Source organism: Variovorax sp. GW821-FHT09B01, assembly GCF_059418345.1.
In genome coordinates this window covers 510,251-529,304 of record NZ_JBWKPQ010000003.1, presented here as the reverse complement: position 1 = coordinate 529,304, position 19,054 = coordinate 510,251, and the positions used below count along the sequence as shown (strand labels likewise).

The following is a 19,054-nucleotide window of genomic DNA, read 5'->3' as shown; positions in this document are numbered from 1 at the left end:
GAAAATTAATCTTGCTGAAAATCCTGGATGTGCAGGACCGGAAGCTTGCCGTTGGCCGGTGTCGAGAGGAACCCCTGGAATCGCCAGAGACTTCCCATCGACTGCTTTGCGAGCCGCTCGGCGATGGCGCCGAACGCAACGGCCTTGAGGGCCGTCTTCACCTGCCTGGACTGTCCCGCCACCTGAAGGGTCGACTCGTGTTCGAGCTTCAGGTCGATGGCGGGCAAACCGGCCGGGGTGAATCGCAAGGCACCGAGTTCGGCAACATGGGCGGACAGCAGAAGCTGGTTGACCCCGGTTGCCGCAGCGGCAGCACTCACGCCGACATCAGTTGTTGTTGTTGGCGGCGGCGTATTCGGCCTGTTGAGCCTTGCGGGCTTCTTCGCGCTCGACCGTCTTCATCATCGACGAAGGACCGGTGTCGGCCTTCTTCTTCTGAACGGTCAGGTGGCGCAGCACGGCGTCGTTGAACTTGAAGGCGTGTTCCAGTTCGCTCATCACGGCCTGTTCGGCTTCGATGTTGACGCACAGGTAGTGCGCCTTGTTGAGCTTGTTGATCTGGTAAGCCAGTTGACGACGGCCCCAGTCCTCGACGCGGTGGATCTTGCCGCCGCCGGTCGTGATCAGGCCCTTGTAACGCTCCAGCATGGCCGGAACTTGCTCGCTTTGATCCGGGTGGATCAGCAGAATGATTTCGTAGTGACGCATGGCACTCCTTGTGGGTTTCTTCTTCCGCTTTTTGCCCGGAAGAAGGGGTTGAAGCCACCCGCAGCGTCGGCGCAGTGTGGCAAGGCAAAGCCGGCTATTGTAGCCATAACTTTGGCGAAACGCCAAATCGGCCGCTCGAGCGGCCCGGATGAGCCCAGATTCAGTCGTAGAGCGCCCGGTCCAGCGGCTCGGCCTTCTCGGGCCCGACCGCCGCGCGGATCTTCGGCGCCAGCGCCACGAGGTCCTCGTAGCCCCCGGCCCCCTCCACCTGCAGGTTGAGCCGCACGCCCTTGAGCCCGAGGCTGGCCGTGAGCCGCGTGGCGATGGGATAGGCGTCCGTGTAGCGCTGCTGGCTGCTGCGGCCGGAACCGGCCTTGGGCGCGCCCTCGGCGGCGCTCGCGGGCGTTTCCGCGACGGCAGCACCGCCCAGCGGGCTCAGCAGGCCCAGTGCGACCATCTGGTCGATGTCCTCGCGCGCGATGCCCGCGCCGGCCGCGATCACGTCGTCGACCGAACGCTTGCCGTCGAACAGGATGAAAGCGGTGCGCTGCCGCGGCGACAGCGGGACCGAGCGGTCCTTGAGGACCTGCTGGCCGGTCTCCGTCTTGACAAGAATCATGCGTGTCTCCCGGCGGTGCTGTGACCGACGCCCGCTGCGAGCGGGATCGCCGCGCGCCACGGAAGGAAGGCCGGTGCGCGCCGCTTCGTGATGAATTTCACGAGTCTGACACCGGAAACGCCATTCCCGAAGATGGGCACCCGCCTGACACGGGAATCCCCCGATGGGGATTCCCGCAGGTCGGTCGCCGGCTCAGCGCTTGGCGAGCTGCTGCCAGGTGTCGATCACGCTGTCGGGATTGAGCGAGATCGACTCGATGCCCTGCTCCGCCAGCCACAGCGCGAAGTCGGGATGGTCCGACGGACCCTGGCCGCAGATGCCGACGTACTTGCCCTTGTCCTTGCAGGCCTTGATGGCGCGGCTCAGCATGGCTTTGACGGCCGGGTCGCGCTCGTCGAAGTCGGCCGCCAGCAGCTCGAGGCCCGAGTCGCGGTCCAGGCCCAGCGTGAGCTGGGTCAGGTCGTTCGAGCCGATCGAGAAGCCGTCGAAGTACTCGAGGAACTCGTCGGCCAGGATGGCATTGCTCGGCACCTCGCACATCATGATCAGCTTGAGATCGTTGTCGCCGCGCTTCAGGCCGTACTTGGCCAGCAGGCCGGTCACGCGCTCGGCCTGGCCCAGCGTGCGCACGAAGGGCACCATGATCTGCACGTTGGTCAGGCCCATGTCGTTGCGCACGCGCTTGAGCGCCTCGCATTCCATGGCGAAGGCCTGGCCGAAGTCCTCGCTGAGGTAGCGCGCCGCGCCGCGGAAGCCCAGCATCGGGTTCTCTTCCTCGGGCTCGTAGCGGCTGCCGCCGATCAGCTTGCGGTACTCGTTCGACTTGAAGTCCGACAGGCGCACGATCACCTTCTTGGGCCAGAAGGCCGCGGCGATGGTGGCGATGCCCTCGGCCACCTTGTCGACGTAGAAGGCGCGCGGCGAGGCATGGCCACGGGCCACCGACTCGACGGCCTTCTTGAGGTCGTTGTCGACGTTCGGGTAGTCGAGGATCGCCTTCGGGTGCACGCCGATGTTGTTGTTGATGATGAACTCGAGCCGCGCGAGGCCCACGCCGTGGTTGGGCAGTTGCGCGAAGTCGAAGGCCAGCTGCGGGTTGCCGACGTTCATCATCAGCTGGATGTCGATCTCGGGCATCACGCCGCGCTGGACCTCGGTGACCTCGGTCTCGAGCAGGCCGTCGTAGATGTAGCCGGTGTCGCCCTCGGCGCAGCTCACGGTGACCAGGGTGCCGTCCTTCAGCAGGTCGGTGGCGTCGCCGCAGCCGACCACGGCCGGGATGCCCAGTTCGCGCGCGATGATGGCCGCGTGGCAGGTGCGCCCGCCGCGGTTGGTGACGATGGCCGCGGCGCGCTTCATCACCGGCTCCCAGTTCGGGTCGGTCATGTCGGTGACCAGCACGTCGCCGGCCTGCACCTTGTCCATCTCGCTGATGCTGTGGACCAGCCGAACCGGGCCGGTGCCGATCTTCTGGCCGATCGCGCGGCCCTCGGCCAGCACGGCGCCGCGGCCCAGCAGCTTGAAGCGCTGCTCGGCCTTGCCCTGCTGCTGGCTCTTCACGGTCTCGGGACGCGCCTGGAGGATGTAGATCTGGCCGTCGGTGCCGTCCTTGCCCCACTCGATGTCCATCGGACGGCCGTAGTGCTGCTCGATCACCAGCGCGTACCTGGCGAGCTGCTCGACCTCGTCGTCGGTCAGCGAATAGCGGTTGCGCTGCTCGGCCTTCACGTCGGTGGTCTTGACCAGCTTGCCGGAGGCCTTCTTCTCCTCGGGCGTGGCGAACTCCATCTGGATCAGCTTGGAGCCCAGGTTGCGGCGGATCACCGCGCGCTTGCCGGCGTTGAGCGTGGGCTTGTGGACGTAGAACTCGTCGGGATTCACGGCGCCCTGCACCACGGTTTCGCCCAGGCCGTAGCTCGAGGTGATGAACACCACGTCCTCGAAGCCCGACTCGGTGTCGATGGTGAACATCACGCCGGCCGCGCCGAGGTCGGAGCGCACCATGCGCTGCACGCCGGCCGACAGCGCCACCACGTCGTGGGCGAAGCCCTTGTGCACGCGGTAGCTGATGGCGCGGTCGTTGTAGAGGGAGGCGAACACCTCCTTCATCTTGTGCAGCACGTCCTCGATGCCGACGACGTTCAGGAAGGTCTCCTGCTGGCCGGCGAAGGAGGCGTCGGGCAGGTCTTCGGCGGTGGCCGAGGAACGCACGGCGAACGAGGCCTGCGGATTGCCGGCGCTCAGGGCGGCGAAGGCGTCGCGGATGGCCTTCTCGAGGTCGGCCGGGAACGGCTGGGCCTCGACCATGGCGCGGATCTCGGCGCCGGCGGTGGCCAGCGCGCGCACGTCCTCGGTGTCGAGCGCGGCCAGGCGCTTGCTGATCTTGTCGGCCAGGCCGTCGTGGGCCAGGAACTGGCGGAAGCCATGGGCGGTGGTCGCGAAGCCCGTGGGCACGCGCACGCCCTGGGGCAGCTGCGAGATCATCTCGCCGAGGCTGGCGTTCTTGCCGCCAACCGCCTCGACGTCGGTCATTCTCAGGTTTTCAAACGGTACGACCAGGGCGGTCGCGTCGAAAAGTGCAGACATGGGAAAGCTCCAGAAGTTGAAACCTGCTGCATTCCATGCGGACGGCGCGGCACGATCGTTGTCGTTGCTTTGGGTGCGGACGCGGTGGGCATGGAAGGAAAGATACGGTGGGTGCCGAGGGGCGGAATCCCGATAATGGGGCGGATTGTAGGCGCGCCGGGGCCGCGCGCGTCGCAGGACAACACCGCCAGACCATGCACACACGAACTGTCTTCTTCGTTTCCGACGGCACGGGCATCACGGCCGAGACTTTCGGCAACGCCGTGCTCGCCCAGTTCGAGATGAAACCGCGCCACGTGCGGCTGCCCTTCACCGACACGGTCGACAAGGCCCACCAGGCGGTGCGGCAGATCAATCACACGGCCGAACTCGAGGGCGTGCGCCCGATCGTTTTCACCACGCTGGCCAACATGGACGTGCTGGAAGTGATCGAAACCGGCTGCAAGGGCATGCTGCTGGACATGTTCGGCACCTTCGTGCGCCCGCTCGAGATCGAACTGGCGATGAAGTCCAACCACCGCATCGGCCGCTTCAGCGACGTCAGCAAGAGCAAGGAATACAACGACCGCATCGCCGCGATCGACTTCAGCCTGCAGCACGACGACGGCCAGAGCAACCGCGACCTGCAGGGCGCCGACGTCATCCTGGTGGGCGTGAGCCGCAGCGGCAAGACGCCCACCTCGCTCTACCTGGCGATGCAGCATGGCCTGAAGGCGGCCAACTACCCGCTGATTCCGGAAGACTTCGACCGCCGCCAGCTGCCGCCGGCGCTGATGCCGCACCGCAAGAAGATCTTCGGCCTGACCATCCAGCCCGAGCGGCTCAGCGAGATCCGCAACGAGCGCCGGCCGAATTCACGCTACGCCAGCATCGAGAACTGCCGCCACGAAGTCAGCGAGGCCGAGGCCATGATGCGGCGCGCCGGCATCCGCTGGCTCTCGACCACCACCAAGTCGATCGAGGAGATCGCGACCACGATCCTGCAGGAGCTGCGGCCGGAGCGGCTGACCTACTGACCGGCTGACCGCCCGTCCGCGGTCCTAGCCGAACAGGTACTGCACCGTCCCGTCCGCGCCGACCACGCTCTGGCACGGCATGCGCCAGACCGCCTCGATCAGCGGCGGCGCCAGCACTTCGGCGGTCGGGCCCTGGCACAACCCGCCGGGCACGTCAGGCACGCCCAGCACCACCACCTCGTCGGCATAGCGCCGCGCCAGGTTCAGGTCGTGCAGCACCACCACCACGCCGACGCCCTGCCCGGCCCAGCCGCGCAAGAGCCGCATCGCGGCATGCTGGTGGGCCAGGTCGAGCGCGGCCGTCGGCTCGTCGAGCAGCAGCCAGCGCGCGGCTCCGTCGGCGCGCGGATGCCACAGCTGCGCCAGCACCCGCGCCATGTGCACGCGCGCCTTCTCGCCGCCCGACAGCGTGTTGAGGACGCGCGGCGCGAGCGCCGACACGTCGGTCAGCGCCATCGCCGCGGCGACGATCGCGTCCTCGTCGGGCGCGGGCGCCAGCCGGTGCGGATAGCGGCCCAGCGCGACCACGTCGCGCGCGCTGAAGTCGAAGGCCACCGCGCTTTCCTGCGGCATCAGCGCGCGCCGCAGCGCGAGCGCCGGCATGCCGTGGGCGCGCAACGGCCGGCCGTCGAGCAGCACCCGGCCCGCCGTGGGCTCGCGCTGCCCCGACAGCACCGACAGCAGGGTCGACTTACCCGCGCCATTGGGGCCGAGGATCGCCGTCACCCGCCCCGGCGCCAACTGCACCGTGGCCCGCGAGAGCAGCGCCTTGGCGCCGATGCTTACCTCGGCATCCTCGCAGCGCAGCCCGAGCTTCAGGTCCGGCGCCTTCATATGCGCCCCCGGAAGTGCCGCAGCATCAGCAGGAACATCGGCACGCCGATGAAGGCCGTGAGCACGCCCAGCGGCAGCTCGGCGGGCGCCATCGCGGTACGCGCCACCGTGTCGGCCACCAGCACCAGCGCCGCGCCCAGCAGCGCCGAGGCCGGCAGCACCACCCGGTGATCGGGCCCGGCCACCATGCGCACCCAGTGCGGTGCGATCAGGCCGATGAAGCCGATGATCCCGGTGGTGGCCGTCACGGCGCCCACCGCCACCGCCGTGACGACGATGGCGCGCCGCTTGATGCGCTCCACGTCCACGCCCAGCAGCGCCGCCTGCGATTCGCCCAGCGCGATCGCGTTCAGCGGCGCGGCCAGCGAGGCCGCCGCCACGCAGGACAGCAGCACCGCCACGCCGACCAGGATCACCGCGCTCCAGCGCGCGCCGCCCAGGCTGCCGAGCAGCCAGAACTGCAGGCTGCGCAGTTGCTCGTCGGTGGCCATCACGCTGAGGAAGCCGAGGCCCGCGCCGGCCAGCGCATTGACCGCGATGCCCGCGAGCAGCATCAGCGCCATGCGCGTGCCGCCCTCGCTGCGCGACAGCGCGTAGATCAGCAAGGTGACCGAGAGGCCGCCGCCGAAGGCCATCACCACCAGCGTCCAGCTGCCGAGCGTGCGCGGCAGCACCGGCATGAACCAGGCGCCCAGCACGATGGTCACGCCGGCCGCCAGCGCGGCGCCGCTGCTGATGCCCACCAGGCCGGGGTCGGCCAGCGGGTTGCGAAACAGGCCCTGCATCAGCGTGCCCGCCATGCCAAGGCCCGCGCCGGCCGCCACGCCGAGCACCAGCCGCGGCAGGCGGATGTTGACGAACACCAGGTATTCGGGCGACTTCTCGGCCCCGGCGCCCTGCCCCAGCGAGGCAAGCACGTTCCACAGTTGCGGCAGGCTGATCGCGTAGGCGCCCGATACCGCGCCGAGCGCCAGCGCGAAGGCGAGGAGCAGCGCACAGCCGGCCAGCACGGCCCGCGGCGGGAAGCGCTGGCTCATGCCACCGCGGCCATGAACTTCGGATGCAGCTCGGCGATGGCCGCCGGCATGCGCGGGCCGAAGCCCAGCAGCAGCAAGGCGTCGAGCGTGACCAGCGAGCGCTTCTTGAACGCGGGCGTGAGCGCCAGTTCGGGCCGCTGCCAGAAGCGCTCGATGCCGCCATGGGCCTCGATGCTCTGGTCGCTGGTCATGACGATGTCGGGCGCGGCCGTGGCCATGGCCTCGGCAGTCATCGGCCGGTAGCCCTCGAAGCCGCCGAGCGCATTGACGCCGCCCGCATAGCCGATCACCGCGTGCGCCGCGGTCTTCTCGCCCGACACCTGCGGGCTCGCGCTGTGCGAGAGCACGAACAGCACGCGCGGCTTGCGGCCCTGCGCGGCGGCCACGCGCTGCTGCACCTGCGCCCATTCGGCATCGAGCCTGGCCTGCAGCGCGCGCGCCTGCGCCTCGCGGGCCGCGGCGCGGCCCACCACCTGGATCTTGCGCTGCACCTCGCCCCAGCTGTGGTCGGCCTGCACGATCTCGACCTTGACGCCGGCCGAGCGCACCTGGTCGAGCACCACCGGCGGGCCCGATTCGTTGGTGGCGATCACGGCATCGGGCTTGAGCGACAGCAGCCCCTCGGCCGAGAGCTGCCGCATGTAGCCGACCTTGGGCGTGCCGCGCGCCGCGGCCGGATAGAGGCTGGTGGTGTCGGTGCCGACGAGCTGGCCCTCGGCGCCGAGCAGGTACACCACCTCGGTGATCGCGCCGCTCACGGTGATGAGCCGCGGCAGTTTCTTCGCCTCGGGCGACTGGGCGAACAGGGGCAGCGCGGCGGCACCAAACGAGGCCGCGGCGGCGAGGCGCAGTGCGTCGCGGCGGCGGACGAGGGAGCGGGAGATGCGTTCTTCGGTCATGGAGAAAAAACGTGGGGCAAGGAGAAAAACGTCCGCGCGATCAGGCCGCCGGTGCCGTCGCGGGCAGCCGCGCGAGCCCGCGCACCAGCTTGCGCCAGTCCTCGCGCTCGGGCACGCCGGGCTTGCGCGCGCCGAAGAACATCGCCATCAGCTCGCCCTCGCCGTCGAAGGCCTCGACCGAGGTCACATGGCCGTCGCTGGTGGGCTTCTCGACGATCCACACGCTCGCGATGCGGTCCTCGCGCAGGTGCAGGTTGAAGCCGGGATCGAGCACGTTGAGCCAGCGCATCGGCGCGGCGTCGCCACGTGCCGGCATCTCCATCGGCTCGACGCGCACCACCGGCCCGGTGTGGATCTGGATGCAGCCGGGGCTGCCCACGAAGACCATGATCGGCGTGCCGCTGAAGGCCGCTTCCTGCAGCAGGTCGCCCACCGCATGCAGCGCGGCGCGCTGCGTGAACTCGCCCTCGGTGAGCCGGAAGCTCTGCTGGCGCTCGGCATCGAACTTCTTGAGCAGGCCGAAGAACTCGTGCGTGTCCTGCATGCCGCGCCAGGCCTCGGCCAGCGCGGCGGCGTCGATGGCGGTGTCGGCGCGCGGCGCGGACCTGGGCTCGGCCGGCTTGAACGCCACCTGAAGCTCCGGTGCCGCATGCGCATCGATCACCGCCTGCAGCGCACCACGGTCGGTGGCCTCGCGCACGAAGATCTTGTGCACCGCCAGGCCGTGCGCGTCGAAGAACTGCAGGCTCAGCGAGGACGGCACGCCGGGATTGGCGGCCGCCTCGTCCACCGCGAAGCCCGCGTGCCAGCGGCTGAAGAACAGTCGCAGGTCGATCGCCTCGCCGAGCGCGAGCCCCATGGCCTCGCCGCCCGAGAGCTTCTCGTAGATGCCGGTCTTCTCGTGCACCGTGGTCTCGTTGCGCGTGAGCGCCAGCAGCGGCCCGCAGGCCTCGAGCGACTGCAGCAGCGCGAGCCACGGCCCGCGCAGCGGCGTGGCGCGCAGGGCCTGGTCGTGCGCGCCCGCATGGGCCGCGATCGCGGCGCCCTCGGCCAGCCCCATGGCCGCCGCGGCGTCCTTGTGGCGCATGCCCTTGGCGCGCAGCTCGGCGAAACGGTGGCGGATATCGTCGGCATTCATCGTTGGTGGTCCTTCCTGGGTTGAATTCGGTGGCTCAGAAATCGGCCACGAGCGAGACGTTGAAGCTGCGTCCCGGCTGCGTGTAGGCATCGCGGATCAGCGCGGTGGAGGTCAGGCCGCGCACGTCGTTCCACATCCAGTAGCGCTTGTTCGTGAGGTTCGTGATCGAGGCGTTCAGGCGCAGGTCGCGGTTGATGCGCCATTGGGCGCTCAGGTCCAGCGTGGTCGCCGAGGGCGTGAGGAACTGCACGCCGCCGGTGGTGATCTCCGCCGCATCCACGTCGGAGCGCTTCTTGGCCGCATGGTGCACCGCGTCGAGCCGCACCGACCAGGCCGGCGCCTTGTAGGCCAGGCCGAGGTTGATCTTGCGCGGATCGATGGAGTTCAGCGGCCGGTTGTTGCTGCGGTCGCGCCCGCGCGTCTGGCCCCAGGCGAAGGGCACCGAGAAGCCCATGCCGTTGTCGGTGAAATCGAGCTCGCCCTTGACCTCGAAGCCGCTGATGCGCGCGCGGCCGATGTTGACCGACTGGAAGGTGGCCGGGTTCACGCGCGAGCCGAACACGCCGCCGACCTGGCGGTCGTTCTCGATCAGGTCCTTGTAGTTGCCGCTGAAGGCGGCGACGTCGAAGTTCAGCAGGCCGGTGCGCCCGCGCACGCCGAGCTCGACGTTCTGGCTCTTCTCGGGCTTGAGGTTGGGGTTCGGGATCGTGCGGTAGCCCGAGATCGTGTTCTCGAAGAAGTTGTTGACCTGGAACGCGTTGGGCGCCTTGAAGCCCGAGGCGTAGTTGCCGTAGACGCTCCATTGCGGCGTGGCGCGGAACAGCACCCCGAGCTTGGGTGAGACCGCCGAGCCCGAGAGCGAGACCGCCTGTGCGCTGAAGCCGGCCTGGTCGGCATCGAGCGAGAAGCGGTCGAAGCGGATGCCGGGCGTGATGCTCCAGCGGTCGTGGATGAACTCGTCCTGCACATAGAAGGCCGAGGAGGTCTCGCGCGTGTCGGGGAAGCGCTTGAGCGGGTAGCTCTCGCCCGCGGGCGGCACCAGGCCGGTCTGCAGGTTCTCGACGTTGGTGCGCGCGTAGTCGAAGCCGTAGGTGATCTTCTGGGCCCAGTCCCCCGTGCGCACCAGCTTGTCGGCCTGCAGGCCGAACTGCCAGGTGCTCTCGTCGTAGGTGACGTCGCGCGAGCGGTCGGCGGCGCTGAAGCGGTCCTCGAAGATGTACTCGCGCGACTTCGACTTCTGGTAGCTCACCGTGGCCTGCAGGCTGTCGGCCATCACCGCGTTAAGCCGCAGCCGGCCGTCGTAGGTGAAGCGGTCGCGCTGCAGGTCGGTGCGGGCGTTGAGGCCGACCACCGAGGTCGAGGCATAGGGCGGCTTCGCGAGGCCCGACAGCAGGTCGTAGCGGCTGGTCTTCTCGATGTGCTCGAAGGTGAAGCCGTGGCGCTGGTCGGCATTCGGCGTGAGGATGACCTTGGCCAGCAGCGCGCCGCTGCGGTCGCGCTGCGGGTTGGGCGTGGTGCGGTCGGCGTTGGGCGCGTTGTAGCTGCCGAGGTTCTCGAGCTCGTGCGAGCGGCCGAGGTTGGCCGAGAGCAGCCACTGCAAGGTCTCGCTGGGCTTGCCCGCGAGCGTGACGCCGGCGCGCCGGCCGTTGTCGTCGCCGCTGTAGCCCAGGCTGGCGCTGCCGCCGAAGCTCTTGCCGTCGCGCAGGAACGAGGACGGATCGCGCGTGATGAAGTTGACCAGGCCCGCGAGGCCGTCGGAGCCGTAGAGCGCGGAGGCCGGGCCCTTGAGGATCTCGATGCGCTCGATCAGGCCGATGTCGAAGTAGTCGCGGCCGAAGGCGTTGGCGCTGAAGACATAGCTGCGCGGCGTGCGGATGCCGTCGGTCAGCAGCAGCACGCGGTTGCCGTCGAGGCCGCGGATGTTGAAGCCGGCGTTGTTGTCGCGGCCGGTGTTGCCCTGCGCGAGCCCGAAGCGTGCCGGCGAGCGCTTGACCGAGACGTTCGGCAGGTCGCGCACCGCGTCGCGGATGTCGTTGATCTGCTTGGACTCGAGGGTCTCGCGGTTGAGCACTTCCACGCTGACCGGCAGCGCGTCCTTCTCCTGTTCGGAACGCGAGCCGCTGACCACGATCTCGCCGAGCGCGGCGACCTGCTGCGGGGGCGGCTGCTGGGCCCAGGCGGGCGCCGCGGCGCCGAAGCCGCTGGCGATCAGCCAGGGCAGCAGCGCGAGGCGCGCGCGCACGGGTCGGGAAGAGGAAGAAGAGGAGAACGGGCGCTCGAAGCGCGAGGAACGTGTAGAGGTGGCGGCCACGAAGAAAGGTCCGGCAAGCGTTGGAATGGACAACGGCTTGCTGGACCTCGGCGCAGTGGAAGCTGCGCGGCTGACCTGGCTGGCGGCGGGAGGCTCGGTTCCCTTTTCTTGGTGTTCTCGCCGCGATGCGCGGCGCGCGAGCCTCTGAAAACTATTTTATGAGAATAATTCTCATCTGACCGCCGATGTACCCACTCAAGCTGGGGCTGAAGTGCGGATCAGGTGATCGAATGCACCGAGTGCCGCCTTCGCGCCGTCGCCGGCCGCGATGATGATCTGCTTGAACGGCACCGTGGTCGCGTCGCCCGCGGCAAACACGCCGGGCACCGAGGTCTGGCCCTTCGCATCCACCACGATCTCGCCGTGCTTCGACAGTTCGATCGTGCCCTTGAGCCAATCGGTGTTGGGCACCAGGCCGATCTGGATGAACACGCCCTCGAGGTCGACGCGCTTGGCTTCGCCGGTCGCGCGGTCCTTGTAGACCAGGCCGTTGACCTTCTGGTCGCCGGTGATCTCGGTGGTCTGCGCGTTGGTGAACACGTCGACGTTCTTCAGGCTGTGCAGCTTGCGCTGCAGCACGGCGTCGGCGCGCAGCTGCGTGTCGAACTCGATCAGCGTGACGTGACCCACGATGCCGGCCAGGTCGATCGCCGCCTCGACGCCCGAGTTGCCGCCGCCGATCACGGCCACGCGCTTGCCCTTGAACAGCGGGCCGTCGCAGTGCGGGCAGTAGGCCACGCCCTTGTTCTTGAACTCGTGCTCGCCGGGCACGTTGATGTTGCGCCAGCGCGCGCCGGTCGAGATGATCACCGACTTGCTCTTGAGCGACGCGCCGCTCTCGAGCTGCACCTCGATCAGGCCCTCGCCCGGAATCAGCGCCTTGGCGCGCTGCAGGTTCATGATGTCGACCTCGTAGTCGCGCACGTGCTCCTCGAGCGCATGGGCGAACTTCGGTCCCTCGGTCTCCTTGATCGAGATGAAGTTCTCGATGCCCATGGTGTCGAGCACCTGGCCGCCGAAACGCTCGGAAGCCACGCCGGTGCGGATGCCCTTGCGCGCGGCATACACGGCCGCCGCGGCGCCCGCGGGGCCGCCGCCGACGATCAGCACGTCGAACGGGTCCTTGGCGGCAATCTTCTTCGCTTCGCGCTCGACGCCGCTGTTGTCGATCTTCGCGAGGATCTCTTCCAGGCTCATGCGGCCCTGGCCGAACTCGGTGCCGTTGAGGAACACGGTGGGCACGGCCATCACCTGGCGTTCCTTCACTTCTTCCTGGAAGGTGCCGCCCTCGATCATCGTGGTGCGGATGCGCGGGTTCTGCACCGCCATCAGGTTCAGCGCCTGGACCACGTCGGGGCAGTTGTGGCAGGTCAGCGAGACGTAGATCTCGAACTCGAAATCGCCGTCGAGCGCCTTGATCTGGTCGAGTACGGCCTGCTCCACCTTCGGCGGGTAGCCGCCGATCTGCAGCAGCGCGAGGATCAGCGAGGTGAATTCATGGCCCATCGGCAGGCCGGCGAAGCGCGGGCCGTGGTTTTCGCTCGGGCGGTTGACCGAGAACGAGGGCTTGCGGTGGTTGTCGTCGCGGCTTTCGCTCAGGCGGACCAGCGGCGAGGCTTCGGCCACGTCCTTCAGCAGCGACAGCACTTCGTCCGAGGCCTTGCTGTCGTCGAGCGAGGCGACGATCTCGATCGGCAGCGTGGCGCGGTCGAGGTAACTCTTCAATTGGGCTTTGGTGCTGGCGTCGAGCATGAGGAACTCTCTTTCGATAACTGGAAACTATCAACAGGGGACAAGAAAGCCCGGGGGCCTCGTGAGCGCCCGGGCTTTCGCGCGGAGCGCCTTAGATCTTGCCGACGAGGTCGAACGACGGGGCGATGGTCTTGTCGCCTTCATTCCACTTGGCCGGGCAGACTTCGTTCGGGTGAGCGGCGGTGTAGACCGCTGCCTTGAGCTTGCGCAGGGTTTCCTTGACGTCGCGGGCGATCTCGTTGGAGTGCACTTCGGCGGTCTTGATGATGCCTTCGGGGTTGATCACGAAGGTGCCGCGCAGTGCCAGGCCTTCTTCGGGGATGTGCACGCCGAAATTGTTGGTCAGCGTGTGGGTCGGGTCGCCCACCAGCGGGAACTTGGCCTTGCCGACGGCCGGCGACGTGTCGTGCCAGACCTTGTGCGAGAAGTGCGTGTCGGTGGTCACGATGTAGACCTCGGCACCCAGCTTCTGGAATTCGGGGTAGTTGTCGGCCGCGTCTTCGACTTCGGTCGGGCAGTTGAAGGTGAAAGCCGCCGGCATGAAGATCAGCACGGACCACTTGCCCTTGAGCGTCTCGTCGGACACATCGATGAACTTGCCGTTGAGGTAGGCCTGGGTCTTGAAGGGCAGGACTTGGGTGTTGATCAGGGACATTGCTGGTTTCCTTGGTGGTGATGAAAGAAGCGAACCATGAGTATAGCTACCAAATGGCATCTTTCAATAGTTCATAGCTATTGATTGCATTGCAGCCCCCTATGTCTTGCGATGGGCGGACCGCATGCCTGGCGGCATGAGTCTCCCTCTGGATACGAACGTGTATCAGCATCAAACGCATGCAGAGCGCGAATGCATGGCTTTGCTTGCGCCACCCTCCTTCGCGCTCCGACAATCGCGGCCTTTACTGCTTTCATAACAAGGAAAAACACCATGAAGGGCGATCCCAAGGTCATCGAGCATCTGCAGGCGCAGCTCAAGAACGAGCTGACTGCGATCAACCAGTATTTCCTTCACTACCGCATGCTCAAGCATTGGGGCCTCGACAAGCTGGCCAAGAAGGAATACGAAGAATCGATCGGCGAGATGAAGCATGCCGACAAGCTGATGGACCGCATCTTCATGCTCGACGGCCTGCCGAACCTGCAGGACCTCGGCAAGCTGAACATCGGCGAAGACGTGCCCGAACTGCTGCGCTGCGACCTCGGCGCCGAGACCGGCGCGCAGGCCACGATCAAGGACGGCATCGCGCATTGCGAATCGGTTCGCGACTACGTCTCGCGCGACCTGCTGCAGGAGATCCTCGACGACACCGAGGAGCACATCGACTTCCTCGAAACGCAGATCGACCTGATCGACCGCGTCGGCCTGCAGAACTACCTGCAGTCGCAGATGGGCGAACTCGAGTAAGCCTCGCCCTCGCAAGCCGCACGGCACGCCACGAACAACTGCGGGACTTCGGTCCCGCTTTTTTTGGCCCGGCGTCTTCGCTTTACCAAACTTCACATGCTATTGAATCGATAGCATAAGACAAAGGATTTACCTTCGATTCCGCCGGATCGACCCTCTCGGCAAGGATCGGGCCCGATTGCCAAACGAAATCAATTCTCATTTGCGAGCCTAAAATGCCGGCCGCCAATGAATGCCGCCCCGACCGACAACCGCCGCCGTGCCTACTGGCTCAAGACCCTGCACGAATGGCACTGGGTCAGCTCCGCCATCTGCCTGATCGGCATGGTGCTGTTCAGCGTCACCGGCTTCACGCTCAACCACGCGGGCCAGATCGAAGGCAAGCCGCAGGTCACGCGGCTGCACGCGACGATCGACGAGGCGCTGCGCACCCGCCTCGAATCGGCCATGGCCGAGGTCAAGTCGAACCCCGCGATCAAGGGCAAGGCCGCGCTGCCCGCCGAACTCCAGGCCTGGGCGCGCCAGCGCTGGGACATCGACACCGCCGGCCGCGAGGCCGAATGGTCGGACGACGAGATCTACCTGTCGCTGCCCCGCCCCGGCGGCGACGCCTGGCTGCGCCTGAGCCTGGCCGACGGCGAGGCCGAGTACGAGCGCACCGACCGCGGCTGGCTCTCCTACTTCAACGACCTGCACAAGGGCCGCAACACCGGCACCGCCTGGAGCTGGTTCATCGACATCTTCGCGGGTGCCGCGCTGGTCTTCTCGATCACCGGCCTGTTCATCCTCAAGATGCATGCGGGCAACCGCCCCTTCACCTGGCCGATGGTGGGCATGGGGCTGGTGGTGCCGGTGCTGCTCGCGCTGCTTTTCATCCACTGACTTTGGTTTCGTCCGTTTCGTGAAAGAGGTTCCTCTCGTGCACATCCGCTACTCGCTTGCACCGCTCGCCATGTCGGCGCTCTTCGCCGCCCCGGCCTTCTCGGCCAGTCTCGGCGTCAACATCGAGGTGCCGCGCCTCAACGTGTCGGAGTACCACCGCCCGTATATCGCGACCTGGATCGAGCGCGCCGACAACACCGTGGCCGGCACGCTGGCGGTCTGGTACGACGTGCGCACCAAGACCAACAACCCCGAGGGCGAAGGCACCAAGTGGCTCAAGGACATGCGCCAGTGGTGGCGCCGCGGCGGCCGCGACCTGTCGGTGCCGATCGACGGCGTGACCGGCGCGACCAAGCCCGCGGGCAAGCATCAGCTGAACTTCAGCGACGGCAGCGCGCCGATGCCGCAACTGGCGCCGGGCAGCTACAAGCTGGTGGTGGAAGCCGCGCGCGAAGTCGGCGGCCGCGAGGTCGTGAGCATCCCGTTCCAGTGGCCGCCGACCAGCGCCTCGCAGCCGAGCGCTTCGGGCAAGGAAGAACTGGGCGAGATCAAGCTCGAGCTCAAGCCCTGACCGCCGCACCGCCCCGCACCTTCGCAGCCCCATCTCAAGGAATCGCCATGAACACCCTCCGCCTGCGCGCCGCCGCCATTGCCGCCGCCTTCGTCGCCATCGCCCCGCTGTCCCACGCGCACAACGCCTGGCTGCTGCCCTCGGGCACCGTGTTCTCGAAGGCCGACACGGTCAGTGTCGATGCCGCGGTGTCGAACGACCTGTTCGTCGCCAACCATGCGCCGCTGCGCCTCGAGGGCCTGCAGATCACCGCGCCCGACGGCAGCGCCGTCAAGCCCGAGAGCGAAGCCAAGCTCAAGCAGCGCAACGTGTTCGACGTGCCGGTCGCGCAGCCAGGCACCTACCGCATCGCCGTGATCAACGGCGGCGCCTTCGCGAGCTGGAAGGACAAGGCCACGGGCCAGAACAAGCGCGCGCGCGGCACGCCCGAGACCATCGCCAAGGAAATCCCGGCCGACGCGCAGGACGTGACCATCACCCAGTCGGCGGGCCGCATCGAGACCTTCGTCACCGTCGGCAAGCCCTCGGCGCTCAAGCCGATCGGCCAGGGCCTGGAGCTGATCGCCCGCGGCAGCCCGACCGACCTCGTGAAGGGCGAGAAGGCCAACTTCACGCTGCAGCTCGACGGCCAGCCCGCCAAGGACCTCGAAGTGACGGTGACGGCGGGCAACACGCAGTACCGCGACAAGCTCGAGGAGCTCAAGGTCAAGACCGACGACAAGGGACAGTTCAGCGTCACCTGGCCGAGCGCCGGCATGTACTGGCTCGACGTGTCCACGCGCGACAACAAGACCACCGTGCCGAACGCCAAGGAGCGCCGCCTGAGCTATGCGGCCACGCTCGAAGTGATGCCCTGATCCCGAGCGACGTTTCGCGCATCGCCTTGGGCATTTCGTTCGCCTCCCGCAGTTCCTGGCACGGCGGCTACGCCGACACGGTCGTGCCGCGCCTCGCCGATCCGGCTCGCCTGCACCAGTTGGCCGGCCGGACCATGGGCACGACCTGGTCGCTGCGCTTCGACAACCCCGGCATGCGGCCGCTGACCGAAGTGCGCGAGGCGGTCGAATCGGCCCTCGCGCGCGTGATCGCGCAGATGAGCCACTGGGAGGCCGACGCCGAGATCTCGCGCTTCAACCGCGCGCCGGCAGGCACGCGGCACGCACTGTCGGCCGAGTTCGCGCGCGTGATGGCCTGCGCGCTGCAATGGGCCGAGGACAGCGGCGGCGCGATCGATCCGACGGTCGGTGCGCTGGTCGCCAGCTGGGGTTTCGGCCCCGATGCGAACGATGGCCCCATCGACACGGACGCCCTTGTAGCGGCACGCGAGCGCACGGGCTGGCGAAAGCTCGCCTTCGACATAGCCGATGACGCAACGGCCACGCTGACCCAGCCCGGCGGCTTCGCGCTCGATCTGTCGGGCATCGCCAAGGGCTTCGCGGTCGATCACGGCGTCGAGGCGCTGCAGGCGCTCGGCCTCGAGGATTTCCTGTTCGAGATCGGCGGCGAACTGCGCGGCGTGGGCCGCCGCCCCGGCGGACAGCCATGGCGCGTGCAGGTCGACGGCGAACTGCCCGCGCCGGTGCACGTGGCGCTCGACGGCCTCGCGATCGCCACCTCGGGCGACCGCTGGCACCAGCGCGAGCACGCAGGCCGCCGCTGGTCGCACACCATCGATCCGCGCAGCGGCGAGCCCGTGCCCGTCGGGCTCGCGAGCGTTACGGTGCTGCATGCGCAGTGCATGCACGCCGACGCGCTGGCCACGGTGCTGACGGTGCTCGGGTCCGAGGAAGGCTTCGCCTTCGCCGAGGCGCGCGGCATCGCGGCGCTGTTCGTCGCGCATGCGGCGGACGGCGACGGACCGCCGAGCCTGCGCGCGACCCCGGCCTGGACCGAACGGACCGCCTCCGCATGAACGACACGCTGCTGCGCGCGCTGGCCGCGGGCTCCACCGTGGCCGCCTACGGCGCGATGTGCCTGGCGATCTACACGCGCGAACGCCGCGCCGTCGCGGCCACCGCGCGCGCCGCGCAGGCACTGGCGGGCGACGGCACGATGCCTTCGGCGCTGGTGCTGTTCGCCAGCCAGACCGGCCAGGCCGAGGCCATCGCCTGGCAGACCGCGCGCCGCCTGCGTGCGGCCGGCACGCCGGTGCGCGTGATGGAGCTCAATGCGCTCGACGCCACCACCCTGCGCGATGCGCGGCAGGCCCTGTTCGTGGCCAGCACCTATGGCGAAGGCGATGCGCCCGATGGCGCCAGTCTGTTCGCCGAAAAGGCGATGACCGAGCAGCCCGATCTGTCCGCGCTGCGCTATGCGGTGCTGGCCCTGGGCGACCGCCAGTACGCGAACTTCTGCGGCTTCGGGCGCCAGCTCGACGGCTGGCTGCAAGGCCGGGGCGCGACGCCCTCCTTCGCGCGCGTCGAGGTCGACAACGGCGATCCCGAAGCGCTGGCCACATGGCACGCCCAGTGGGGAGATGCCGAGATCGCGCACGCCGAGGAAGAACGCAGCGCCTTCGCTCCGTGGCGTCTCGTGCATCGCAGCCTGCTCAATCCCGGCAGCGCGGGCGCACCGGTCTTCCTGCTCGGCCTGGTACCGCAGGCCGGCACGATGCCGGCCTGGGACTCGGGCGACCTGGTGCAGATGGCGGTCGCGAACGATCCCACGCGACCGCGCGACTACTCGATCGCCTCGCTGTCCGCCGACGGCGAACTGCAGCTGCTGGTGCGGCAGGAGCAGCATCCCGACGGCACGCTGGGCATGGCCTCGGGCCATCTGACCTCGACGCTGGCCATCGGCGATACGGTGGCGCTGCGCCTGCGCGCGCACCGCGGCTTCCGCCTCGAGGACAATGCTTCGCGCCCGCTGATCCTGATCGGCAACGGCACCGGACTGGCCGGCCTGCGCGCCCATCTGCGCGCGCGCGCCGCGGCGGGCCGGCACGAGAACTGGCTGGTGTTCGGCGAGCGCCACGCGGCGCACGACTTCCTCTGCCGCGACGAGATCGAGGCCTGGCAGCGCGAAGGCGCGCTGACGGAACTCGACATGGTGTTCTCGCGCGACCAGGCCGAACGGCACTACGTGCAGCACCGGCTGCTGCAGCGCGCCGATGCGCTGCGCGAATGGCTCGCGCGTGGCGCGGCGGTGTACGTGTGCGGCAGCCTGCAAGGGATGGCCGCGGGCGTGGATGCGGCGCTGCGGCAGGTGGCCGGCGAAACGCTGTGGGCCGAGCTGGTCGGCTCGGGCCGCTACAGGCGCGACGTGTACTGAGCCACGCGAGGCCCACCGGCCTCCGT

The 19,054-nt window shown here is 68.3% G+C and carries 18 protein-coding genes; 7 read left to right on the top strand and 11 right to left on the bottom strand.

Annotated features, from left to right (window positions below; genetic code table 11):
- Positions 1-5 precede the first annotated feature (5 nt).
- The 4 genes from priB to ppsA all read right to left on the bottom strand — a co-directional run bounded on the left by priB (position 6) and on the right by ppsA (position 3,913).
- Entirely contained in the window at positions 6-320 is a 315-nt protein-coding gene (priB, locus tag AC07RV_RS13885; RefSeq protein WP_093342982.1) for a primosomal replication protein N, read from the bottom strand.
- A gap of 7 nt (positions 321-327) precedes the next feature.
- Positions 328-708 carry a 30S ribosomal protein S6 gene (rpsF, locus tag AC07RV_RS13880; protein WP_057595983.1) on the bottom strand — a complete coding sequence of 127 codons (381 nt, stop codon included), beginning with the start codon at positions 706-708 and terminating at the stop codon, positions 328-330.
- 160 nt (positions 709-868) lie between these two features.
- Positions 869-1,327: a hypothetical protein gene (locus AC07RV_RS13875; RefSeq protein ID WP_296778055.1), complete on the bottom strand. Its 459-nt coding sequence runs from the start codon at positions 1,325-1,327 to the stop codon at positions 869-871.
- A gap of 192 nt (positions 1,328-1,519) precedes the next feature.
- Positions 1,520-3,913 carry a phosphoenolpyruvate synthase gene (gene ppsA / locus AC07RV_RS13870; RefSeq protein WP_296778058.1) on the bottom strand — a complete coding sequence of 798 codons (2,394 nt, stop codon included), beginning with the start codon at positions 3,911-3,913 and terminating at the stop codon, positions 1,520-1,522.
- A gap of 194 nt (positions 3,914-4,107) precedes the next feature.
- Here ppsA and ppsR point away from each other — a divergent pair, with 194 nt between their 5' ends.
- Positions 4,108-4,929 (top strand): posphoenolpyruvate synthetase regulatory kinase/phosphorylase PpsR, encoded by an 822-nt coding sequence (ppsR, locus tag AC07RV_RS13865; protein WP_057595986.1) that lies wholly within the window; start codon positions 4,108-4,110, stop codon positions 4,927-4,929.
- A gap of 24 nt (positions 4,930-4,953) precedes the next feature.
- On the opposite strand, the gene AC07RV_RS13860 is transcribed toward ppsR, so the two are convergent.
- The 7 genes from AC07RV_RS13860 to ahpC all read right to left on the bottom strand — a co-directional run bounded on the left by AC07RV_RS13860 (position 4,954) and on the right by ahpC (position 13,555).
- Positions 4,954-5,763: a heme ABC transporter ATP-binding protein gene (locus tag AC07RV_RS13860; RefSeq protein ID WP_296778062.1), complete on the bottom strand. Its 810-nt coding sequence runs from the start codon at positions 5,761-5,763 to the stop codon at positions 4,954-4,956.
- Positions 5,760-6,800 (bottom strand): FecCD family ABC transporter permease, encoded by a 1,041-nt coding sequence (locus AC07RV_RS13855; protein ID WP_296778065.1) that lies wholly within the window; start codon positions 6,798-6,800, stop codon positions 5,760-5,762. Before AC07RV_RS13855 ends, AC07RV_RS13860 begins: the two co-directional genes overlap by 4 nt.
- Positions 6,797-7,699: a heme/hemin ABC transporter substrate-binding protein gene (locus AC07RV_RS13850; RefSeq protein ID WP_296778068.1), complete on the bottom strand. Its 903-nt coding sequence runs from the start codon at positions 7,697-7,699 to the stop codon at positions 6,797-6,799. Before AC07RV_RS13850 ends, AC07RV_RS13855 begins: the two co-directional genes overlap by 4 nt.
- 40 nt (positions 7,700-7,739) lie before the next feature.
- A complete protein-coding gene (locus tag AC07RV_RS13845) occupies positions 7,740-8,837 on the bottom strand; it encodes a hemin-degrading factor (protein WP_296778070.1) in 1,098 nt (365 codons plus the stop codon).
- Between the two features lie 34 nt (positions 8,838-8,871).
- Positions 8,872-11,148, bottom strand: coding sequence for a TonB-dependent hemoglobin/transferrin/lactoferrin family receptor (locus tag AC07RV_RS13840; RefSeq protein ID WP_296778073.1), 2,277 nt, complete (start codon positions 11,146-11,148; stop codon positions 8,872-8,874).
- A gap of 195 nt (positions 11,149-11,343) precedes the next feature.
- A complete protein-coding gene (gene ahpF / locus AC07RV_RS13835; RefSeq protein WP_296778075.1) occupies positions 11,344-12,900 on the bottom strand; it encodes an alkyl hydroperoxide reductase subunit F in 1,557 nt (518 codons plus the stop codon).
- A gap of 91 nt (positions 12,901-12,991) precedes the next feature.
- A complete protein-coding gene (gene ahpC, locus AC07RV_RS13830; RefSeq protein WP_057595992.1) occupies positions 12,992-13,555 on the bottom strand; it encodes an alkyl hydroperoxide reductase subunit C in 564 nt (187 codons plus the stop codon).
- 273 nt (positions 13,556-13,828) lie between these two features.
- On the opposite strand from ahpC, the gene bfr reads away from it, so the two are divergent.
- The 6 genes from bfr (at position 13,829) to AC07RV_RS13800 (ending at position 19,028) form a co-directional block, all read left to right on the top strand.
- A complete protein-coding gene (bfr, locus tag AC07RV_RS13825; RefSeq protein ID WP_056583098.1) occupies positions 13,829-14,305 on the top strand; it encodes a bacterioferritin in 477 nt (158 codons plus the stop codon).
- Positions 14,306-14,533: 228 nt separating this feature from the next.
- On the top strand, positions 14,534-15,187 hold the full coding sequence (locus tag AC07RV_RS13820; RefSeq protein ID WP_296778082.1) for a PepSY-associated TM helix domain-containing protein: 654 nt from the start codon (positions 14,534-14,536) through the stop codon (positions 15,185-15,187).
- Between the two features lie 70 nt (positions 15,188-15,257).
- Positions 15,258-15,758, top strand: coding sequence for a DUF2271 domain-containing protein (locus tag AC07RV_RS13815; protein ID WP_177239332.1), 501 nt, complete (start codon positions 15,258-15,260; stop codon positions 15,756-15,758).
- 47 nt (positions 15,759-15,805) lie between these two features.
- Positions 15,806-16,615 (top strand): DUF4198 domain-containing protein, encoded by an 810-nt coding sequence (locus tag AC07RV_RS13810; RefSeq protein ID WP_296778085.1) that lies wholly within the window; start codon positions 15,806-15,808, stop codon positions 16,613-16,615.
- 26 nt (positions 16,616-16,641) lie between these two features.
- Positions 16,642-17,670, top strand: a complete 1,029-nt coding sequence (locus AC07RV_RS13805) for an FAD:protein FMN transferase (protein WP_296778088.1) — start codon at positions 16,642-16,644, stop codon at positions 17,668-17,670.
- The gene (locus AC07RV_RS13800) at positions 17,667-19,028 is read left to right on the top strand and encodes a sulfite reductase subunit alpha (protein ID WP_296778091.1); all 1,362 of its coding nucleotides are present in this window, start codon (positions 17,667-17,669) and stop codon (positions 19,026-19,028) included. The genes AC07RV_RS13805 and AC07RV_RS13800 overlap by 4 nt, the downstream gene beginning before the upstream one ends.
- Positions 19,029-19,054: the final 26 nt, after the last annotated feature.